This window comes from Cytophaga aurantiaca DSM 3654 (assembly GCF_000379725.1).
GTDB lineage: Bacteria > Bacteroidota > Bacteroidia > Cytophagales > Cytophagaceae > Cytophaga > Cytophaga aurantiaca.
Map to the genome: position 1 here is coordinate 244,207 of NZ_KB903632.1, position 21,736 is coordinate 265,942.

General features: G+C 33.3%; 19 protein-coding genes. 3 read left to right on the top strand and 16 right to left on the bottom strand.

Annotation, left to right across the window (positions count from 1 at the left end):
* Nucleotides 1-177 precede the first annotated feature (177 nt).
* The 4 genes from A3EE_RS0108625 to A3EE_RS21320 form a co-directional block, all read right to left on the bottom strand.
* A complete protein-coding gene (locus A3EE_RS0108625) occupies nucleotides 178-1,269 on the bottom strand; it encodes a glycosyltransferase family 4 protein (protein ID WP_157446943.1) in 1,092 nt (363 codons plus the stop codon).
* A gap of 269 nt (nucleotides 1,270-1,538) precedes the next feature.
* Nucleotides 1,539-2,618, bottom strand: coding sequence for a glycosyltransferase family 4 protein (locus A3EE_RS0108630; RefSeq protein WP_018343048.1), 1,080 nt, complete (start codon nucleotides 2,616-2,618; stop codon nucleotides 1,539-1,541).
* A gap of 117 nt (nucleotides 2,619-2,735) precedes the next feature.
* Entirely contained in the window at nucleotides 2,736-3,392 is a 657-nt protein-coding gene (locus tag A3EE_RS21315; RefSeq protein ID WP_018343049.1) for a glycosyltransferase family 4 protein, read from the bottom strand.
* A gap of 6 nt (nucleotides 3,393-3,398) precedes the next feature.
* On the bottom strand, nucleotides 3,399-3,956 hold the full coding sequence (locus tag A3EE_RS21320) for a hypothetical protein (RefSeq protein ID WP_157446944.1): 558 nt from the start codon (nucleotides 3,954-3,956) through the stop codon (nucleotides 3,399-3,401).
* 152 nt (nucleotides 3,957-4,108) lie between these two features.
* Here A3EE_RS21320 and A3EE_RS0108640 point away from each other — a divergent pair, with 152 nt between their 5' ends.
* Nucleotides 4,109-5,461, top strand: a complete 1,353-nt coding sequence (locus A3EE_RS0108640; protein ID WP_018343051.1) for a hypothetical protein — start codon at nucleotides 4,109-4,111, stop codon at nucleotides 5,459-5,461.
* A 5-nt stretch (nucleotides 5,462-5,466) separates the two neighbouring features.
* On the opposite strand, the gene A3EE_RS0108645 is transcribed toward A3EE_RS0108640, so the two are convergent.
* From A3EE_RS0108645 to A3EE_RS0108660, 4 genes are all read right to left on the bottom strand, one after another.
* A complete protein-coding gene (locus tag A3EE_RS0108645; RefSeq protein WP_245553819.1) occupies nucleotides 5,467-6,642 on the bottom strand; it encodes a hypothetical protein in 1,176 nt (391 codons plus the stop codon).
* Nucleotides 6,643-6,800: 158 nt separating this feature from the next.
* A complete protein-coding gene (locus tag A3EE_RS0108650) occupies nucleotides 6,801-7,673 on the bottom strand; it encodes a hypothetical protein (protein WP_018343053.1) in 873 nt (290 codons plus the stop codon).
* Nucleotides 7,670-8,824, bottom strand: a complete 1,155-nt coding sequence (locus A3EE_RS0108655; RefSeq protein WP_018343054.1) for a glycosyltransferase — start codon at nucleotides 8,822-8,824, stop codon at nucleotides 7,670-7,672. The genes A3EE_RS0108650 and A3EE_RS0108655 overlap by 4 nt, the downstream gene beginning before the upstream one ends.
* Nucleotides 8,821-9,858 carry a glycosyltransferase gene (locus tag A3EE_RS0108660; protein WP_018343055.1) on the bottom strand — a complete coding sequence of 346 codons (1,038 nt, stop codon included), beginning with the start codon at nucleotides 9,856-9,858 and terminating at the stop codon, nucleotides 8,821-8,823. The genes A3EE_RS0108655 and A3EE_RS0108660 overlap by 4 nt, the downstream gene beginning before the upstream one ends.
* Before the next feature lie 221 nt (nucleotides 9,859-10,079).
* On the opposite strand from A3EE_RS0108660, the gene A3EE_RS22260 reads away from it, so the two are divergent.
* Nucleotides 10,080-11,090, top strand: coding sequence for an acyltransferase family protein (locus A3EE_RS22260; protein WP_018343056.1), 1,011 nt, complete (start codon nucleotides 10,080-10,082; stop codon nucleotides 11,088-11,090).
* A 5-nt stretch (nucleotides 11,091-11,095) separates the two neighbouring features.
* The gene (locus A3EE_RS0108670; protein ID WP_018343057.1) at nucleotides 11,096-12,133 is read left to right on the top strand and encodes an acyltransferase family protein; all 1,038 of its coding nucleotides are present in this window, start codon (nucleotides 11,096-11,098) and stop codon (nucleotides 12,131-12,133) included.
* Nucleotides 12,134-12,158: 25 nt separating this feature from the next.
* Here the strand turns inward: A3EE_RS0108670 and A3EE_RS0108675 are convergent, their stop codons facing one another.
* From A3EE_RS0108675 to A3EE_RS0108710, 8 genes are all read right to left on the bottom strand, one after another.
* Nucleotides 12,159-13,172, bottom strand: a complete 1,014-nt coding sequence (locus A3EE_RS0108675) for an acyltransferase family protein (RefSeq protein ID WP_169334020.1) — start codon at nucleotides 13,170-13,172, stop codon at nucleotides 12,159-12,161.
* 134 nt (nucleotides 13,173-13,306) lie between these two features.
* Nucleotides 13,307-14,596 carry a protoporphyrinogen/coproporphyrinogen oxidase gene (locus A3EE_RS0108680; protein ID WP_018343059.1) on the bottom strand — a complete coding sequence of 430 codons (1,290 nt, stop codon included), beginning with the start codon at nucleotides 14,594-14,596 and terminating at the stop codon, nucleotides 13,307-13,309.
* An 86-nt stretch (nucleotides 14,597-14,682) separates the two neighbouring features.
* Nucleotides 14,683-16,377: an FkbM family methyltransferase gene (locus A3EE_RS0108685; protein ID WP_018343060.1), complete on the bottom strand. Its 1,695-nt coding sequence runs from the start codon at nucleotides 16,375-16,377 to the stop codon at nucleotides 14,683-14,685.
* A gap of 52 nt (nucleotides 16,378-16,429) precedes the next feature.
* Nucleotides 16,430-17,419 carry a glycosyltransferase family 2 protein gene (locus tag A3EE_RS21325; RefSeq protein WP_018343061.1) on the bottom strand — a complete coding sequence of 330 codons (990 nt, stop codon included), beginning with the start codon at nucleotides 17,417-17,419 and terminating at the stop codon, nucleotides 16,430-16,432.
* A gap of 81 nt (nucleotides 17,420-17,500) precedes the next feature.
* Nucleotides 17,501-18,394 (bottom strand): glycosyltransferase, encoded by an 894-nt coding sequence (locus A3EE_RS0108695; protein ID WP_245553820.1) that lies wholly within the window; start codon nucleotides 18,392-18,394, stop codon nucleotides 17,501-17,503.
* 2 nt (nucleotides 18,395-18,396) lie between these two features.
* Nucleotides 18,397-19,518: a glycosyltransferase family 4 protein gene (locus A3EE_RS0108700; protein ID WP_018343063.1), complete on the bottom strand. Its 1,122-nt coding sequence runs from the start codon at nucleotides 19,516-19,518 to the stop codon at nucleotides 18,397-18,399.
* Nucleotides 19,519-19,678: 160 nt separating this feature from the next.
* On the bottom strand, nucleotides 19,679-20,422 hold the full coding sequence (locus A3EE_RS0108705; RefSeq protein WP_018343064.1) for a glycosyltransferase: 744 nt from the start codon (nucleotides 20,420-20,422) through the stop codon (nucleotides 19,679-19,681).
* A 37-nt stretch (nucleotides 20,423-20,459) separates the two neighbouring features.
* On the bottom strand, nucleotides 20,460-21,731 hold the full coding sequence (locus A3EE_RS0108710) for an ABC transporter ATP-binding protein (protein WP_018343065.1): 1,272 nt from the start codon (nucleotides 21,729-21,731) through the stop codon (nucleotides 20,460-20,462).
* Nucleotides 21,732-21,736 lie beyond the last annotated feature (5 nt).

The following is a 21,736-nucleotide window of genomic DNA, read 5'->3' on the forward strand; positions in this document are numbered from 1 at the left end:
AAAATCAATATTCAAAAACTCATATTTAAATAGGAAACTTCAATATGGTTTTTTAAGAACTTATTAGATTTATGCAAGCATTCAAAAAATCACCATTACACGCTTATCTCATCGTGTTGCTGACCTAAAAATCTATTCTGCCAGACTTAATCTTTTACTTTTTTCGGAATATTACTATCAGATTTTCTTTGAAGAACCCTTCAGAATTGTTTCTATTTTAAAGAGAAAATTTTCGGGATTGAAACGCTTTTGAGCGGCTTGAGCTGTTACCAATAAACTATTATCCAACTCAGGTAATTGTTTCGTTACATGAACGAGTGAATCGGCAAGAGCAGAAACATTCTGCGCTTCGGTTTTAAAAAATGAATCATAGCCACTGATATCTGCAATACCTCCCTGATGAGTCGATACAACAACATTACCTGTTACATATGCTTCAATGATGCTTAAAGGCTGCCCCTCCATGATGTACCATGTTGGCAATACAAATACATCCGACCAATACAACAGCTCTTTTTTCTTTTCAAAATCTGCTAAGCCAAAAAAATGTACGCTGTCTCCTAATTCATTTACTTTTTGTTGAAGTGTATCGTGGATACCTTTTTCCAAACCACCGGCAATTGCTACCTCAAACAAGATCTCTTTATCTTTTAAGATACGTAATGCATCCAAAAAATCCAGTATGCCTTTACCCAACATAAGATTACTTAAAAATAAAAACCGCGTTTTCTCATTCTTACTGCGTTCTGTACTTTTCCCAATCAAACGTGGATCATAAAAATTCTCTACGACTTCTACATTCGCTTTAGGAAAGGTTTCCTTCAAGTCATTCGAAAGGCCTGTAGATAGAGCTATGACAGTCTTACTCCCTTGTAATAAATTTTTAAACAACTGTTTTTTGGAAGCGCTCATTTTTTCATAAGCCTTGCAAACATAACCTCCATGAATATGCAAAATATAGGGTATACCCATCAACCTGCATAAAACAATAAACGGCGAATATTTAACAAGTCCCCAAAATGTTTGTCCAATAGCCATATACACGACTGACTTACCCAATACTTTCAGGATGTGCTTATAAATGCTTAGGAACGTGATGATCTTTGATAAACTTATCTTATCTCCTTGTCTGGATGCAATCAAGCCGGTTTCTGTATTAATATAGGATACTTTTTCGCCTTTGGAAATTAACCATTTATATAAAAAATCATTGCTTACGGTTACCCCATTTACTGCAGGCGGGAAAGGCCCTATCATTAATATTTTCATGTACCACTCGAACTGATCCCAAAATTAAACAATTATTAAGAAAAAGGATACCGCTCAAAAAGTTAAAAAATAAAATTTGTATTGAAAACCTATGCAACTATTGCTAAGGTCTGAACGTGAGCGCTAAGGATTCAACAAGCGTATCAAAATGAAATTAGTGACATTTATCATTAAAATCTTCCAAATGAGTGAGTCTGCTATACCTGAATTACATACATAAGAGAGTATTTCTATGGATCTTCGAATTAGTTGCACATGCGGAGCAGAGCTTAATCCGTAATCCCCTTCACATGGTTTGCCCATGTTTCCGGAGTCAAACGTGCAACAAGCATCTTTGAATGATTACCAAATTGCACTACTTCATCTGCATTCAGATTGGCAAATTTATTCAATGCATTGGTACAATCAAGTAGATGTTCTGCATTAAACGAAAACCCATTTTTATTCGGCTCTAATAATTCTGGCAGGCATCCGCATTGATCAGATAGTATAACAGGCAATCCGGCTGCCATGGCTTCGTTTACGACCAGGCCCCAGGGTTCGAACGTACTTGCTAATACAAATGCAGCAGACTCCGCATATAACTCAGGAAGGGCTTTATAGTTAACCCAGCCCGACAATTCTACTTTCTCTTGTAAGTGCTCTTTGTGTATATATTCTTTTAGCGATGCCTTCAAGGGACCATCTCCTACTATTTTTAATACATAGTGTTTTATCAGATCAGATGCTGCAAACGCTTTTATTAATACCAATAAATTTTTCTCTTCGCTGTAACGTGCTACACAAATGATCTGTTTTTTATCCTGCACCCTGCCGATATTTTCATGCGTAGCAAAATGTGCATTATCTACTACACTATAGCCTTGAATGATCTTAGCCGGATCAATGAAATAATTTTGAGTAAAATGTTGATAGGCTCTTGCTCCGGAAACAAAGAAATAATCTCCTAGGAATTTCAACAGGTAGGATTTCAAACGGTCTTTTACTTTCCCGCGCGAATACCATGACTCTGAAAATATAAGCGTACGTACACCAACTAACTTTGCATACAATAAAAACAAATGGTACTCACTCCGCCCGTATGGCATCGCCACGAAACCTATATCATTCGCTTTAATGATTTTTCTGAATGCTTTAAATCGTCCGATAAGATCTTTCTGTTCTACAGGTAGATTTGACAACAGCGTGTGGGTTGAATTGGCAACACTATCCCATTTATAGAGCGCATCTGAACCTGCAAGATCTGCGGTATATACAGCACCTTTGAATACCTTTTCACATGCTTTCACGCGTGCTAAATGATAATCTCCGATTCGATCCCAAACAAGTAAAATGGACTGCTTTTTCATACTGTTCTTATATTATCACAATCATTATCTGTTGTACACAATGTGGCTTTCCACCATCCTCGGTCAACCACCGATTGAATCCATTTATAATTTATAATTCAACGGACTGTTTACTGACTACTGATCACTGTTTAGGATTTCAGAAAGCGCTGAAGCAAATGATTCTGTTGAAAATGCTTGCACTCTGGACAAACATTGATTTGAATAGTTTGATAATACTTCCGTATTACTGAGTATTTCATTTAAAATATTCACCAGTGAAACAGCGCCTGCATTTTCCATTATCCATCCGTTCTTACCATGTTCTACAACCGTTCCGCAAAATTTTGTTGCTATAACAGGCAGCTGCCAGGCCATTGCTTCCAATTGCGTTAAACCAAACCCGTCTGAAAAGGTTGGGAATAAAAAAACATCTGTTTGTTGATAAGCAATATCTACTTCTTCTCTTGTTAAAATACCTTTGTATTGAATATTGGGCAATGCAAATTCCGATGCATCCATTTCATTTCTACCAACAAAAATAAATTCGACCGGACAATCTGCCATTTGCTTTGCAGCTTCAATCACAAGATGTATTCCTTTACGTACCGCTAAAGTCCCTAAAAACAAACAACGTAAAGGCCGTTGTTTTGTATAAGATGCTGGGTATGTTCTTTTAAAATCAGTATGTTTTTTTTCAATGGTATAGGGCAACGGAATGACCTTGATCTTCGTTTCTTCAACACCTTGTTTTACGATGGCATTTTTACTCCACGCTGAATTTACAAAAATCACATCTGACTACTCGCACTCTCTTTTCCATTGATCCCAATACGATTGTGGAGCTCTTTGCCAGGTTGTTTCTACGGAGTATTTATTTATTAAATCAGCAACCAATTCTTCTTCTTCAATGCCGGGATCCATTTGATACAGCACCGTTTTAATACCTTTACTTTTGACATATTCAAAGCATTTGAGGGACGTATAGCTGATCCCTAGTATTACTTGTGGATCCGGAATTTCTTTTACTCTTTTGAGCGCTTCCGTCTCAAATTTTTGATCGCGCAGTATGGTTGATTTCCAGCTATACACATACTTAAGCCGAAGAAAGAATTCAAACAATAAAAAACTACTGCCGAACGAATACACACGTGCAGAAGGAATAGACGAACTGTACCTGCCTGCCAGTGATTTTATTGATGTAACGGGAATCAAGGAAAGCAATTTTCTCAGCCAGCCCGAACCGACCCAGGTATCCGTTATCAATGTACGCAATATACCCTTTTGCTCTAATGATTTAGGGATCAAATAATGAGCACGGGCGCCTATATGGATACAAATAACTTTAGGATTCTGCACGTTATTTTTATTACATTAGATAAATTTCTAATTACTAACTCAATTCCCTAATTTGTGTTTTCATAATTAGAGGAAAGATTTTATTTACCTATACAAATCCATATTCTTTTGAACATGGCAATTCATATATCAAGTTCCTTATACTATTAAACATGTCATCAACTATCCAAGTTAAAAAAGATTACGTTAAGTTAAGTATACTGTGCATAACACTTTTGTTTACCTTAGTAATTTTCACATATAAACCATGGGTTGGTTCTAACCGTTCTCCAATTAAACATGATGTTTCAGGGTACTATTTATATTTACCTTCCATCCTTATTTATCATGATGTTAATGCTGCTTTTTTATCCCAAAATCCTGAAATACTCCATGCAGGCAGATATACATATTCAAAGGAGGACAATACAGGATACATAAATAAATACCCGATAGGTCTGGCTTTCGCATACCTTCCTTTTTTTCTGCTCGCTCATTTTGCATCCTTATTGTTTGGCTATACCGCTGATGGATATTCAACTTTGTATCTTATTGCTATGGCCTTTCACCCTATTTTATATTTGGGGATCGGCTTGCATTATCTGAGTAAAAGTTTGCGATTTTATTTTAATGATACAGCAATAATACTAACGATCTGTGCACTAACACTGGGAACTAATTTGCTTTTCTATTCCACTTTTGCAGGCAATATGCCTCACGTATATTTATTTACCCTACTTTCAATCATTATTTACTACTCAATCATCTGGCATAATAAACCTACATTAAAAAGTACTTTAATAGTATTCTTTTGTATCGGTTTATCAACAATTATACGCCCAACAGCGTTTCAATTTATTTTAATTCCACTCTTATACAATTACAAAAGCTTACTTACTCAACTTCAACTATTTCTCTCACAGTGGTTGAATATTTTAATAGGCCTTATCGTTTTTTCAATCATAGTTTCCACGTTATTTATTTACTGGAAATTAACAACCGGCTCTTATATTTATTATAGTTACAGAGATGAAAGATTTGATTTTCTGCACCCTCACATTATCGAAGTTTTGATAGGATTCAAAAAAGGGTTGTTTATATACACTCCAATATTGGTATTTGCATTGTTAGGATTAGGAAAATTTAAACAAAATGCGCCTCCCTTATTCATAGCATTTGTATGCTTTTTAATTACGTATATATACGTTACAGCTAGTTGGGGATGCTGGTGGTATGGTGGTTCCTTTGGAATGCGCGCATTGGTTGAAACATATGCAATTTTAGCGTTTCCAATGACTGCTTTTTTTGATTTCATTTTATCAAAAAAGTTTTTATTGAAAGTCGCCATTGGATTTGTCGCTTGTTTATTTGTATGCCTGAATGCATTTCAAAGTGCTCAATATTTGAAATCTGTCATTCATTTTGAAGGAATGAATTATAAGGCCTATTGCTTTGTTTTTGGAAAAATAAATTTATCAGAAACAGATAAAGCTAAGCTTTCTAAGTTGTTAGATGAAAATCCTTAAAAATATCAACTATTCGTAGTCTCGGGAATCTCTTGAACGGCTTTATTTGATTTCTTTAAAAATTTGCGATAGTAATGAACGAAAACTATTACCGGCCAATAACTCATTAATACAATTGCTACATCGCCCGGTAAATCACCACTCCTGAAAATAGGTATCAGAGCTGTCAATAAAATACCTGTTAATATCCAGGATAAATCTGAGCTGAACTGATTGAGATAACGGTATAGCCAAATTAAGCCAAATGTCCATAAAATGGAAAATATAATTATACCTTCTGTTCCCATTTCACCATAAAATACCCCATATAACGTTGGGGAAAAACCAATGGTAGACTTTTCCAATCCATATTTTTTTTGATAATTCTGAAACCAACCTGCCAATGGTTTATCAGGCCATAAATTTCGGGGAATCGGTCGTAATAAAATATTTAAATGATCGAAGCCATAATTGTAATCTAAATATTTAGGATAGACTTGATACATCATCATAAAGCCATCTATAAAATTAACGTCATCCGATTCTTCCATACGATCAACACTCTCTTCAAATAATTCCTCTGCAGTAACCGTACGAGCTTCCGCATTTGTATAGCGCAATACGCGTGCAGCTGAAAAGATGACCAGTATCAAAAATAGCCCCAATGCCATTAACCAAATTTTACGCAGCGGCTTGATATTACGGGTAATAAAATAACCGCAAGGAATCATCCATCCCAAAAATTGAAAGCGTAGCTCCGGACTATAAGAAATAAACGCTGCTATTACAAATGATATAACATATACAATCTTCACTTGAATATTAGAAGACTTGGCATAAATGAATATCATTAAAAATAATATTATAAAGGAGCTGTTACCAAGCTTTGTAAGATAGCTATAGCTATTTTCCACATCCTGCAGAACAATTTGAAAAAAAGAAAACACTCCCAAGCCAATGAAAATATAGGTTTTTCTTTGGAGTAAAAACGTTTTCAATAATTCGTTTGAGTCTTTTATTTTTTTTACAGGAGCTTTATAGAAATACATAAATGTATAAATCATTATAGTACTTCCCATCATTATAAGCTCTGCAACGGTGTAGGCAATTTCAAAGTTGAATACAAAATCAATCTGATAATTAAAACTCACAAAATGACTCAAACCTAATTCTAAAGAAAGAACTCTGTATTGAACCATCATATTAAATAATGCAATAAATATAGGGATCTCGCAACGCTTCTGTAAATAGAAGACTATTGAAGCCACTAAATTTATACTGAGTATAACGTAAATCAGATCTTTATCCACTCTGCAACTATTTTAAAACTATTGATTTAATATTCTTTAGTTACCGCCTTTTATAATTTCTTTAACACCTTTTGAGACAAAAGAATTATTTTGAAATAAAGAGAATTTAAATAAAAACCGAAATTCCGCATGGGTATAAAACTATGCATTTCTCTTTTAGCATTTGCTCCTTGAAAATGTATCGTATTAAATCGAACATATTGATTTGTCACCTTCAGAATACCATACGGGAGACTATTAATAAATTCGAAATATTTCCTATTGTCTTTCATTACAAAATATTCATGACCTATTTCAAAGGCAGGGTCAAAGGTAGCTTGTCCGTCTGTAAAATATATATTGATTACATTATTCGGTTTGGCTTCCATATACTTTGTAAGCAAGGTCATATCAGAAACTCCTCCTGCTCCATGTTTCAAGATAAATGCCTTATAGTATTCATCTAACTCAGCATATGCCTCAGGACTGGTATAAATGGAATATATAAAGTTACAAAAATCAATCAATACATCTTTATCAATAAAGTTTGTATGCCCCGAGATCCCACAAAGGGTCATTCCTGCATGAGCATACTTCTCTCCAAGTACCTTAATATCTTCATACAGTAGAACATCTGAATCGAGATACAAACATTTTTGAATATTGTTCTTGACCATAAACTCCTTCAATACAAACCAACGTTGAATACAGATCAATTCAAACTCCATTGAATTGGTACTAAAGTGCTGATAAATTTCGCCAAAAGCATTTGCCTCTTTTTCAAAAGCATGTATGTTTACATGCTTAATTAACGGTTCATATTTTTCAGATTCTTTTGTACCTATTAAATAGGCAAGAACAGTTGGATTTGTCGCCCTTAACTGAAAAAAGGTATTGTATAAATAAGCGCTGTTGCCTTTATGAATAAAAACTACCGGAATCATACTGTATCGTTTTTATCTGATAAGGAATTTACGTGTTTTAACACTGTGTCAACATTCGATTTCCAACTAGCATATTCAAGATATTCATCCCACATGGCAATATGCGCGTCTTTATTATTCAAATCCAGTACATTTAAAACTGAACCTACAAAAGCTTCTTTATTCATTGGAACTACCTCTCCAATTTTAAATTTCTCTACTGTTCGCGTCAGTGCAGAGGTTCCGTCACTTACAATCAGTTTCTTTTTGTGTGGCGCAATCAAATTCAAAATGCCACTTTGTGAGGTAAATGAATGTTTATAATATAAAAGTATAAGATCACAAGCGATTATCACAGATTGAATTTCATCATCACTCAATCTTTTTTCAATCCAAATAACCTGATCTTCTAAGCCTAATTGTTCAATCTGTTTTTTATACACATCAATTGAAACATCTGAATTTGAAGGGTTGCCAGCAATGACTAAGATCATTTGAGGCAAATCCAATAAACTATCAATAAGAAGGGTGTAATTTTTTTCATCCCGGATGTTACCAATAACACCCATTAACTGAGACGATCCTTTTTTTTGCACTAATAAATTATGTAATTCATGATCAAACGTTTCATGAATATATAAGCCATGAGGGATATCTATTTTAGGTATATTGAATGCATAATATTTTTTATCAGGTAAATATTTATGATAAAACGCAATATCCATTATACGCATAACCTTATGCATCGTATATTCCGAAAGCCATTTGAAAGGAAGATAATTATCCCGATCCGGATCATGCAAAATAACAGCAAACACGTGTTTCTTTTTCAAGCCCTTAAATAAGGGTGTCCAGAAGATGGAAGTAATCTGTTCGTAATCATTAAACAGAACGACGGATGCCGGTTGATTTTTTAAATAACGATATACTTTAAGAGGATTAATAATGCTTCGATAAATGAAATACCCTTTACGTAGTAAAACCGATTTTATTTTTAAAACATCTGATATCAAAACTTTTTTAAAAATCTCATCTTCCTTATTGCTTGCATTCTCAGGAACCAATACCACACAGGATGAAACATCTTTGTGTTTGATGTATTCATTCGCAATGCAACGAGAATATTCATAATTTCCGCCAAAACTATTCGTATTTAAAACAATAATTCTCATGTGGTCGAAAATTGTTGTTTTAATTTAGCTGCACCATCTTTTCTGAACTGAGGTGATTTGAAAAATCCTTTATAGTACCCTTTTAAATAATTGATCCGGGTACGTTCCAATAAATAGAAGCTGTATAAAAACACGCCAACATTATACTTTTCATTGCGTAGACGCAGCCAGTTTTTAAAATGATAATAATATGATTTAAAACCAACCAGTGTAGGCAAAAGTGTCGCCAAATACCATCCGTCTAATTTATTCAACAAAACGAATGGCGGTAGAACAAACAACATACAAACAAATAATGTACGCAATACCAATTCTATGACTTTACCGATTGTGCTGCGTTTATTGATGCCGGATTCGCCATCTCCTAAGCCATATCTAAATGCTTCTTTTGAATATCCTGTAGCCGTTTCATGTCTTCCCCAGTACACATAGCGTTTATCCACCATATGAAATTGATATCCGCTTTTTTTAACTAACCTTCCGAAGATGGTATCATCTGCTGCCAGAGTTAGCCATTCGCAATAGCCTCCTACCTTATTAAATACCTCTTTATAATATGCTACAGATCGCGAAGTAGGCGTAAACCATTCCTCGTAAATATCATCTTTATATCCATTAAATAATAAATACGCTGCTTTTGCAGGAAGTGTATTTAAATCTTCCTCTTTCACATCAAAAGCTCCGCCGACAGCCTTAATTGTGGGGTCATTAAACGGTGTGATAATGCTTTCCAACCATTCCGGATGGAAACGGCAACCAAAATCTGTACTTGCTATTAAATCGTATGATGCCTCGCGTATTGCCATATTACGGCCTTCAGCCACATTACAACGTTCTTTTTGAAGTACTTTAATTGGTATTACAGACTCCTTTTGCCATGCTAACAAAATCTCATATGTACCATCTGCAGAACCGGCATCTGTTATAATTATTTCTGATGGTTGAAGAGTTTGCTTCTTTAATTCGTCAATGGTTTGTTGTAAACGAAGAGCTTCATTGTAAACGGTAGAAACAAGGGTAAACTTAAGGGGCATAGTATCGCATTTTCAATTACAATTTAACCATTAATGTTGTGGGAGCAAAGAAGTTCAATAAATTATAATGGTTGAAAAGCCTACATCGGCTCCCATTTAAAGCTTTTGAATAGCATCATTCATTAATCATCTATTCTGAATAATGACCTTTTGAATTAAAAGATCATTTGATATAATACTACTGTAATTAATTATCTTTGATTTCCATTAAAATCTGCATAATGTATTTTAAGATCGAAAATCGATTTGAATCAATAGATATTCTCAGAGGAGTTGCAGCACTTTCCGTTTGCATATATCACTTTTCAATTGGACTACCAGACTTTCTTTCAGATGAAAATCCATTAAAAATTATTGGACAGCATGGATACCTTGGCGTTCAAGTATTTTTCATTATATCAGGGTTTATCATACCTTTCTCTCTTTATAAAGGAAATTACAATTCAACAAAATTTTTTACTTTTTTTTCAAAACGAATCATACGGATAGATCCTCCTTATTTAATAAGTATCGCATTGGCAATATTGTTGAAATACTTAAGCACCTTTAGCCTCCTTTATCGAGGCCCCGAATTCAATATTAGCGCGCAGAATATTTTATGTCACATTGGGTATCTCTGTGATATTTGCAACGAAGACTGGATCAATCCTGTTTATTGGACTTTGGCGATCGAATTTCAATTTTACATTTTAATAGCAATATGCTATACACACTTTATTGTATCAAAAAATAACTATCTATTTTATGCTGCACTATTTTTATTAAACATTCCGGCATTGTTATCTTTGACAAATCCAGATTACATTTTACACTACATTTCTTATTTCACTATAGGCATTGTTTATTTTCGGACAATACTCAATAAAATAAAACCTGTAACATTTTACATAATTACTTCCCTCCTCTTACTTGATATATGTATTGTACATGGCGGTGCCGAAATGCTTGCAAGTGCTGCTACTGTATTAATAATCTTATTCGTAAAAAAATCGACAGCACCTTTTATTTTTTTAGGAAAAATATCTTTTTCACTTTATTTATTGCATACAATTATTGGTTCCAGAATAATAAATTTTTCTATTACCATTACCCAGAACGAAGTCTATAGAGTTTTGATTGTTTTTATAGCATTACTGATATCAATCGTATGCGCATATGTGTTTTACTTGTTTATTGAAAAACCATTTATGAAATTATCTCAACGGATAACATATACTAAAACCAACGCTTAATTTTCATGTATTATAAGCAATTTAATGGAATTCGGGCTTTAGCTGTAATCGGTGTCATTCTTCACCACTGGACTTACGCACAAAATTTCTTAGCTGACTTAACGCATCATGGAGCAAATGGAGTGCCTCTTTTTTTTGTACTCAGCGGTTTTTTAATTACTACTATTTTAATCAATGTAAAAAGTGCTGATGAACTTAACAGCTGGACTGCAATCAAGTTATTTTATGCAAGACGTATGTTGAGGATTTTCCCTATTTATTATTTAGTCATCTTCCTCTTAATGCTCATTGTCCCAATAGCTATTAGCCCTCATTTGATTTGGTTAATCAGTTATCAGTACAACAATGAGATATTCTTCCATGGTTGGCAATTACCAAGTTACATTCATCATTTATGGACCTTATGTATTGAAGAACAATTTTATCTGATTTGGCCATTCATAATGCTTTTCTTTTCATTCAATAATGCATTTCGGTTTATTATCTTCCTGATCATCGCAAGTATTGCGTGTACCGGTTTCCTATATTTAAAAGACCCACAAAGTCCTTATTCATTATTTACACTTTCATCTTTCCCGGGACTTTGCATTGGGAGTCTTCTTGCATTTTTAAGATATAGAAAAATCAACATTCCGTATAGAAGATATCTTTTCTTGCTAGCATTAATTGGGTATGTAGTATTACATACATCACACATTCATTTTTATGGAAAAGGATTATTAAGTGTAATTTCTTTTACTTCTGTTTTATTGTCCGTGCTTATTATTGACAAAACAGTTGATGGTTTCAAAGGTTGGCTAGGGGCATTATTAGAAAATGAAACAATATCTTTTATTGGAAAAATAAGCTATGGGCTTTACCTATACCATATGTTCATTCCGCATATAACATCTTATTATTTAAATCAATTTTCTTTGGCATGGTATACGATGGCATTAATAAACATCAGTGTTTTAATGCTCTTCGCAGTGCTTTCCTGGTATATCATTGAAAAACCAATAAATGATTTAAAACGTTATTTCAACTATACGAAAGCTGCTTAACTATAAAGTTGTTTAATAAAAAACATTATATACTTTTCAACTTTAATGCATTCTTCTCAACCAAATGCCAGGACAACCACGCAAATGGGAAAACTGTGATCAATGCTATCAAACTCAATAAATAAGGATCAATTTCAACACCTAAAAGTGCTAATATGGATTGCTGAACAATCATTCCATAAATATAAATACCGTAACTATAATCTCCGTTTTTACCCCACATAGATATTCGAGGATTAATTGAAAGGTATCCTACATATAGTATCAGATAAGGCAAAGCAACATATTTAAGCAACCAGGGAATATTAAAAAAAATGCAAATAACATACCCTGCCAACGCAAGTGCTGCAAATTTATTCGTATAGCTTATACGTTCTCTGTAAAGATAGGCTATGACACCTGATGTAAAATATAATCCAAAGTCGGAAAAATGATTTAATCGAAGATCGGTATACATCAAAAAATAAAAATACTTGGGCGGAACAGTACAATATATATTTATAAGCTGCACTACGAAAAAAATAAAAAATACTATAAAGATTATCCATTTTCTTTTGAAAATTCCGATGAAACTTAATCCTAGTACCATCATATAATAAGAAAATTCATAGGCAAGTGTCCATATGGATCCATTAACAACCGGAACAATATTCGATTCAAAAACAGATGGCAGTGTCTCCTGTGTTTTGAATAAGGTAAGATTAATCAAATACGACCAGGTGCTTCTTAATTGAAAGTATTCAGTAATTGTTTTACTTGTAAAGACAGGCCCTATAATACATACTGTAATTAAGACACATATTATCAATCCAGGAAATATTCTCAATATTCGCTTCCAGACAAAGGCGCCGCGTGAAGTACTTCTATCCATGCTTTGCATAATCAGCAAGCCTGAAATCACGAAAAAGGTTCTTAACCCTAAGGTACTAATCATAATTTCTCCACCACTCATCTTATAGAGAATATCCTGCTCAACACCAACACCAACCAATACAAGAGAATGTGTAACAATAACCATTGCTGCGGCAATAATGCGCATAAAATTAAAATTGTTCTCTTGTTGCGTATTGGGAATTGAATATGTCATTAAAAAAGTCCTGTGATTAACTGTGATTTAAAAGGGATGCATCGCATAACAAAACATACCAAAACTAGTCGCACCGATTTTATCAATTAAAATACTTTTTTGTTTGCAGCAAGAATTTGTTCTTTAAGCCCAAAGGCCGCTTCCATGGCTTTGTCCATATTATAGTATTCCCATTCAGCAAAACGACCTAAGAGATGAATACCATAGGGCTTAAGATATTCTTTATAAGCCTGAATGATCTTGCGTGTTTCATGATCCTGAATCACGTATGAATTGGGCTCATTGTTATAATCTATAGGAGTAAGATTACCAGGCAGCATTTTAAGCTCCAGGAGCATCTCTTCATATGTACAAATCCCTGAAAACTCAACTGTACAAGATGACCTGTGAGATTCTATCAAAAGATCTGAGTTGTTTGTCGGGCTGAAATTGCCTGTATAAATAATACGATGAGCTTTGAATTTCGGTTCGGGGATATATAACCAGGATAAATCATTTGCATCGCAGCTACACAATACACTTGATGTACCATTTGAACGCAGTTGTTTTATTTGATCATTATACTTGAATGATTTATCAGATGAAATAGTTAAAAGATCCGGAAGTTTTCTGATATCACCTGTATAAATTATATGATTAAAGGATTCTCCAAATATTTTCACCGAACGATTGTCTATGAATATTTCCTCTAATGAACTATTACAGGTTACTGACAAGCCATATGCTAGCCGTTCTGCAATAAACTGAGATCCTCCCGATTTGGGATAATAAAAATTCGCATGAACCATTTCGCCTTCTTCTTTTCGAATAATGTTCGCTGAAATAATTTCAAGCAGTCGGGGCATTGGCAATTTCCCTTCCAGCCATTGCATAGAAACCTTACTTAAATCTGTCTTCCAAATTTTATTATTGTAAGGTTTGAAATATAATTTGTACAGAGTAGAACCAAATGTGTTTTGAAGAAACGTTTCAAAATTATCATAAGCCATTGGATCCTTTGCGCCTACTTTATTTATATCTACCAATTCCGCCATCACTTTTTCTACTATATCCGCATCTAGTTGATATAAGAAATTTTCTATCGGATAACCAATAAATCTATTTTCAAAAAATATTTTAGCATTTCTTTTTGCCTGAACAAATTCTGTTTCTTTATTAAATTTTGTCCAAAACCAATCTAGTATTTCCTTGTTTTTACTATTAAAAACATGACCTCCTACCCGATGATATAGCACATCCTGCGCTCGATCACAATGCACCAAGCCACCAATAGTTGACTTACGTTCAAATACTCTCACTTCATTGGTCTCGTTTAATATTGAGGCTATAGACAAGCCTGAAATACCGGAACCAATAACAGCAATTTTATTTTTCATGAATGATTTCCCTCTTTACTATTAATTTATACCAAAATGAATACGTTCTTACTTATCTATATAACTGGACGATAAAATCGAGCATCCTATAACATGTTTTTACGGTATGCAACTAAGGTTTCATGAAAATTCTCATACTCAAAACCAAGCTTTTCAAGCAGAGAAACTACCAGTTTTCTGTCTACTACTTCGTCATGAATTTCTAAGGCCATGAAATTAACCTTCTCCAAGGTCTTACGAGCGATCTCTTCATTTTCAAATAAATATTTTTCAGATCCTTCGATATCAATTTTCAATATATCTATATAAGGAAAATTATATTTATTTAATACATCACTAATTGTAATACCTGTAACGGTTTCATGTGAAGCAGATTTTCCATTGACTGTTTTAAGAAAGAATGCATATTCACGACCATCTCTAAAATCAGTTGTAATTTCAAGATTTGAATTATCTTTCCATAAGCCAGACTTATCTGCAAAAACTGTATGACCCATATTATTCAATTCAATATTCTTTTTTAATATATCAAAGTTTCCACTTTGAGGTTCGATTGCAACAATTTTTGCTTTAGGAAATAGTGTTTTAAAATAAACAGTGCTGCAGCCCACATTTGCACCTGCATCAACTATGTATAAAACATCTTTCGTCTTTAACTTATTTACAATATCAATCAGAGGCTTATATTCTTCAAACCTGAAAATTTGTCCATAAATATTAAAATCTGTTGTCATTCTACGCAAGCACAATTTTAATCCATTATATCCATAGATATTTTTGAATGTTGCAATATTGGTATTGTCAACCTTTTGCAATTTATTTCCATTTTTAACAATGTAAGACATCTGATCACTCATGACAAAAATATCCTGAGAAATGAATGACGGAACTTTACCAGTAATACGGCTAATAATAAACCCAACAATTAAAAGTACGCCTTCTTTAAACGACAATTGGCTCAATACTTTAACCTTATTATTAAGCATCATACTGTAGTTAAATCTTTTAATAAATTTATATATAGGGTGTATTGTTTTGTATAAAAAATTATAAAATTTCAACAAAGTTACTTTAGCTTCAAATAAAGAAATTTCCTGTTTTTTTATTTCAAATTTGTCGCTTACATACTTATACAACTCCTCATCTAACTTATTCCGCTCTTTGATTGCCTCTAACTCCAACGGAGTTAGCGTCATTGTTTTATTTTTTGTTACATTCTTAATTGAATAATAAATTTTTTTCCATCCCAAATAATGATTCAAGAATATCAGCGATTCGTCAAACCTTTCAGTAAGTCCGATAAACAAAAACATAGAATCAATATTCGATTTTGCAGTAGCTAACATTTCTTGCGTACATTGTCCATATGGTGTATCATAGTCTCCAGCAATATAACGCGTTTGACCATTATCCATATCTTTCAATTCAGCGCAATTCATATACTCTATCAAAGTCATTTTAGATGCATATATATGATTATGCCCTTTAGCAAATTCTTTATTATAAAAATAATCAGAAACTGCTCTTTCATGTGGTATTCTCAAAAACGAAATATATCTTGTTTGCTCAGAAAAATATTTGTGCCAGCCAAAAGGGAAATGCCCATGAATTATTTTAATAGATTTTTTATCTTTAAGTGTATTGTTTTTAATTTCTTCCTCACTTAAAGCCACTCCTTCTATATTAGCATTTAAAATTTCATTTCGTTTAAACATCCTGTCAATAATAGAATAGAATGTAGTGCCAGCTGTTTTATATATGTGAATTGAAATTAAAATCATGTTGATTAAGTCTATTTATTGCAAGCCAATAGCCCACATTGGCTGATTAATATTACTTTATACTTTTCAGGAAATCATTCAGCAGATTTTCACTTCTACTTATTCCATGCATAGGTTGCCAGTTGCTTGCAGTCAATTTTCTGCCAATTTTCATTTTCAATCTATAATATAGTCCAATTGCCCATTGTCCAGTACCCGCTGCATCAAGCAATATTTTCTTAAATGCTTCATCCTTAGTAACAGTTGCCATCTGATAATATTTTGATTTAAATATTAATCGATCAAACCACGAGAAATGTTCGGACCGCATTGAATGATTATAGGCTTGTTGTAAGATACGAAATTTCTCTTTATCACGGCTTAAATTATCCATATTAGCACCTGTAGACTGGTATACATGCAATCTGTATATAAATGCGCATGTATTTATATGTCCTGGAAAAGGTTCTTCCTGAGCAAGCTTCCATAAATAAATCCAATCTTCACTCGTTACTATATCCGTTGGCCATGGACCAATCTGTTCTAAAAAAGATTTGCGAAATAACATAGAAGGGATTGGTATAAATAAACCCCAAATCATCCAATGCTGGAGTGAACGAGTCTGAGAAAAAGAATTATAATTCATAATGATCTCTTCCGGACTTTTCCATTCACCATGAATGCATTCAGCATATATATATGGACTCGTTATGAATTTTTTATTGGATTGCAATAAGGCTTTAGCTTGCTCATATAAAGATGTAGGTGTCATTAAATCATCTGAATCAAAAAATTTAATGCATTCACCTGTGGCTATTTCCAAGCCTGTATTTCTAGCTGCTCCAGGACCAACACCTTTATTTTTTATAAAAGTGACCTTATCCTTATATGAAAAAAGAGCATCCACAATACCATCTGTTGAACCATCATCAACAAGAATTATTTCACATGGTTGTAACGTCTGACCTAGTATACTATCCAGCGTTTGCCCAATAAGATCAGCCCTGTTTTTAATAGGGATAATGACTGATATTTTAGTCATCTCAATTGTGTCAACCTCCATGCAATACGTATTTCTATTTATGATACTCTCAAAATTCAACTATTAAAATTCCACTTTTGGTATACGATTCAGTCTTATACTTTATTTTTTACTCGAAAATAAAAACTGAAAATACTCTTTCGCTTTATTTTTATTCAGCTCCCCTTTTAATGTAAAATAATGCATAATCTTTATTAGATAAAAAGCATATGCATATATATGTCCATGTATCTGAATTAAAAAATTATATTGATTAAGCAGTATTTTAGTTTTAAAATTAATCCAGGGATTTTTTATTGCACTACTTCCTGCAATATGATGAATTACGACTCCTTCAGGTATATATACAATTTTAAGTTTTAATGTATGCTTAATAAAATAACACCATTGAACGTCTTCATAATACATAAAAAAATCTTCGTGCAGTTTTTGCAATGGAAATTGCTTTAATACAGCCCGCGGCATTAATAAAAAAGCTCCCCAAAGCCAGTCTGTCTCCGTATATTTTGAATAGTCCCATAAGTCATTATGAAGACGATTTCTTTTTTTATCTTCCGATTCAAATTTAGATAATCGAAACAATTCAAATAACTCTGCCTTTAATGAAGGGAAGCGTCCTGCAACTGGTTGCGGCCGACCATCTGGATAAATTAATTTCGTACTTAATGCTCCGATATTTTTATCACTCTTCATTTTTGAAACAGCAATACTTACTGCATCATTTACGAACTCAGTATCGCTGTTTAATAATAATATGTATTCTCCATGCGCATTCGCTAATCCCAGATTATTTCCTCCAGCAAAGCCAAGATTTGATTCGCTTTGTATAAAAATAATACTTGGGAATTCTTCTGTCAGAATCTGCATATTACATTCGGAACTATTATTGTCAACAAGTATAATTTCATACTCAACACCTTTTGTATGCTCAATAACTGATCGTATACAGCTAGTAGTTAACTGCAACGTGTTATAATTGACAATAATAATAGACACTGTTATAGGCATTGCTTCAGGCTTTTTTGAAGAGCTAATGCATGTACCGTCGGATTAAAATTAACCGTTGCAAAGTCAAAAGCTCGCGTTGTAATATCTCTCGTATCCGTAATTTCCCAAAGATGCTTTAGAATATGTACTAGTTCATTTACATTTTCCGGATTGAATAAAAAACCTGTTACTTCATGCTTTATTAATTCTTTCCCCGCTCCCGTATTAGATACAATTGCAATCCTTCCTGATTTCATTGCTTCTACAGTAACCCTGCCAAATGCTTCATTTTTACTGCATATCAGTATGCAATCCGCCTGTCGAACATGTTCCCAAGGTGCATCAGAATGCCCAGCGAATGTAATCTGTTCCGCTAAATCATTTTCTTTAATAAAATTATCGAGCAAAATAAAATAAGATGGATCAACACCGCCCACAAATGTTATATGCGGCATAATACCTGCTGCCTTTAATATATACAACGCTTGCAATGCAATCATTTGATTTTTCCCTGCTGCTATTCGTCCAACCATACAAATAGATAGAGATTGGCTTTCTTTCGTTAACATCGGTTGCCACTGCGGATAATTCACCACATAATTTATCTGATCAATTTTGTCAGTCGAAAAATAGGGCAAATAATGCAGCAGCAATGCAGAAGAATTTACAATAATTTTTTTTGATAGAATGTTCGCTAAAAATAATGATGTTTTCTTCCCGTAATTAAATTTCAGATTATGATCAATATCTCCATATTCATGTATATACCATATATGAGGTACGCCTGCCAATTTAGAAGCAAATGCACCACAAGGTATTCCAATGGTATGTGTTATTACAAGATCAATCTGATTGTCTTTAATAATCTTTTTTATCTTAAAAATTGAACGGAAATATCCATATAACATTTGAATTTTCAGTAAAAAAGAAAATGCAGGATTTGATATCCACCAATTATTTTCAACTACAAAAATTGCTGAAGCTTCTTTTGATAAATTTTCAAATAAGGGACCACGCTTGGGCACTACTACAAAATTTTCAAATCCATCCTCCTTTAACACCTGAATCGTTTCAAACGCACAAAGTTCGCTTCCTCCAGGAAAGGCAGATGGTAAAACATGAAGTATGTTCATTTTCTTTTATAAATGTAATAATCAGCAAATGATTTACTACTATCCTTAATTTCTGAACCGTAATCAATTCGATGCATTTTATTTAAGATATACTTTTCATGCATATATATTTATACTTCTTACGTAACTAATAGCCTACAGCTAAAATTGACTAAAAATATTAATTAATTATATGAGAATTCCCTTTCAATCGCTGAATGAAATAATACCACAAAGTTGATATTGAATTTGTAATTGCTTTCTTTGATACACTGGCAGAAGGTGCTCTATAATGAATTGGAACTTCCATGTATCTTTTCTTTCTTAATAAATATCTGATTTCTGTTTGATAAAAATGTGCTTTTGATTTTAATGGATATTTTATGAATTGTTCGACAACATTTTTATTAAACCCTTGATATCCAGATGTCATATCATTCATTGATGTTCCAAGCAACATATTTGAAAGTTGCGTTCCAACTTTAGAAAGAAATTTTCTATTAAATGCTGAATCTGCTGTTGAGCCGCCATTTATAAAGCGACTCCCAAAAGCGCACTCGTTGCCTTCATTTAAAACTCTAATAAACATTGGCAAAGCTCTGGGATCATGAGACAAGCCTGCATCCATTTCTATAATAAGAGTGTGGTTATTATCATACGCAACTCTATATCCTTTCATATATGCGTCCACAACATTTCTATTCTCAGGAGAATACACCGTTATAAATCTAGCATCGCTTTCTGACAATTCTTTGCACAGTTTTAGCGTATTGTCTTTAGATACGTCATCAACAATAAAATAAACGGTTCCACAGGCAAGCTTATCTAATACATTTTGCAATAACTGTATAAATGGCTCGAAGTCTAGCTCTTCATTTGCCATTGGTATAATTACAGCCCAATTATTATTTAAATACATATTCATGTTATATTTAGCAAATTCTTACAACAAACTGATTGTATTACCTTAATGAAAAATCAGTTACCATCGCCAATTGCTTTTCAGGAACCTTCCCTCCTGTACCATAATAATCATTATACAAAATGTTTATTCTTGATACATTCATTATCCAATCTGCAATACCTAAATCATTTGCAGCATAGAGATTAAAATTATAATCTCCCTGTGCCAGTCTGATTTTTTCTACCTGAAAAACAATTACCTTTTTATCAGCATCAATATTTTTTTTATAAATAGAAGAACTTAACCAGGCAACTCTATTATTTAAACTATCATTAATATCTATATCAATTGTAGTTTTAGTACTCATAAAGAAAGCGTCATCAGCTTCATACGAAACATGAATTTCAACTCCTTCACCAACAAAAAAATGTGATGTTGGCTTTCCTTTTAAATCATAAAACTTAATGTCTACAAATCTAAGTAGCCCATTGCCTTGGCGGTTATTTAAATCTGATATTGATGTTTGTAAAGAGTCAATTTCATTTTCTGCATACAAATTAACGACATCATCTATCGACCCGTCCCCTATCAGCATTCCATTTTTCAATAAAATACCTTTTTTACAAAGTGTTTTAATCGCAGTCATATTATGACTTACAAATAATACAGTCCTTCCATCATTTCGACTTACCTGATCCATTTTATTCAGGCACTTCTTCTGAAATTCTGCATCTCCAACGGCTAGCACCTCATCAACAATCAAAATTTCCGGTTCAAGATGTGCAGAGACTGCAAATGCCAACCTAACGTGCATCCCTGAGCTGTATCGCTTTACAGGAGTATCGATATACCGTTCGCAACCAGAAAAATCAACAATTTCGTCAAATTTACTTTTTATTTCTTGACGGGTCATTCCCATAATCGAACCGTTCATGAATATATTTTCACGACCTGTCAATTCAGGATGAAAGCCTGTACCAACTTCAAGCAAACTCGCAACACGCCCTCTCATTTTAACTTGCCCCGTTGTAGGAGAAGTTATGCGCGAGATTATTTTAAGCAATGTACTTTTACCAGCTCCGTTTTTACCAATAATTCCGACAGCATCGCCTTGCTGAATTTTAAAATTAATATCTTGCAATGACCAAACGAATTCTTCATTTGTTTTTTTAGTTCGATCATTTACGAATCCGATTTTTTTTGTTGGATCTTCCTTACCTCTTATTCGTGCTACAAATCTATTCACATCTGAAACTATTGTTCCAGTACCTGAAGAACCTAATCGATAACGCTTAGATAAATTTTCAACTTGTATTGCAATTTCTGACATGATAG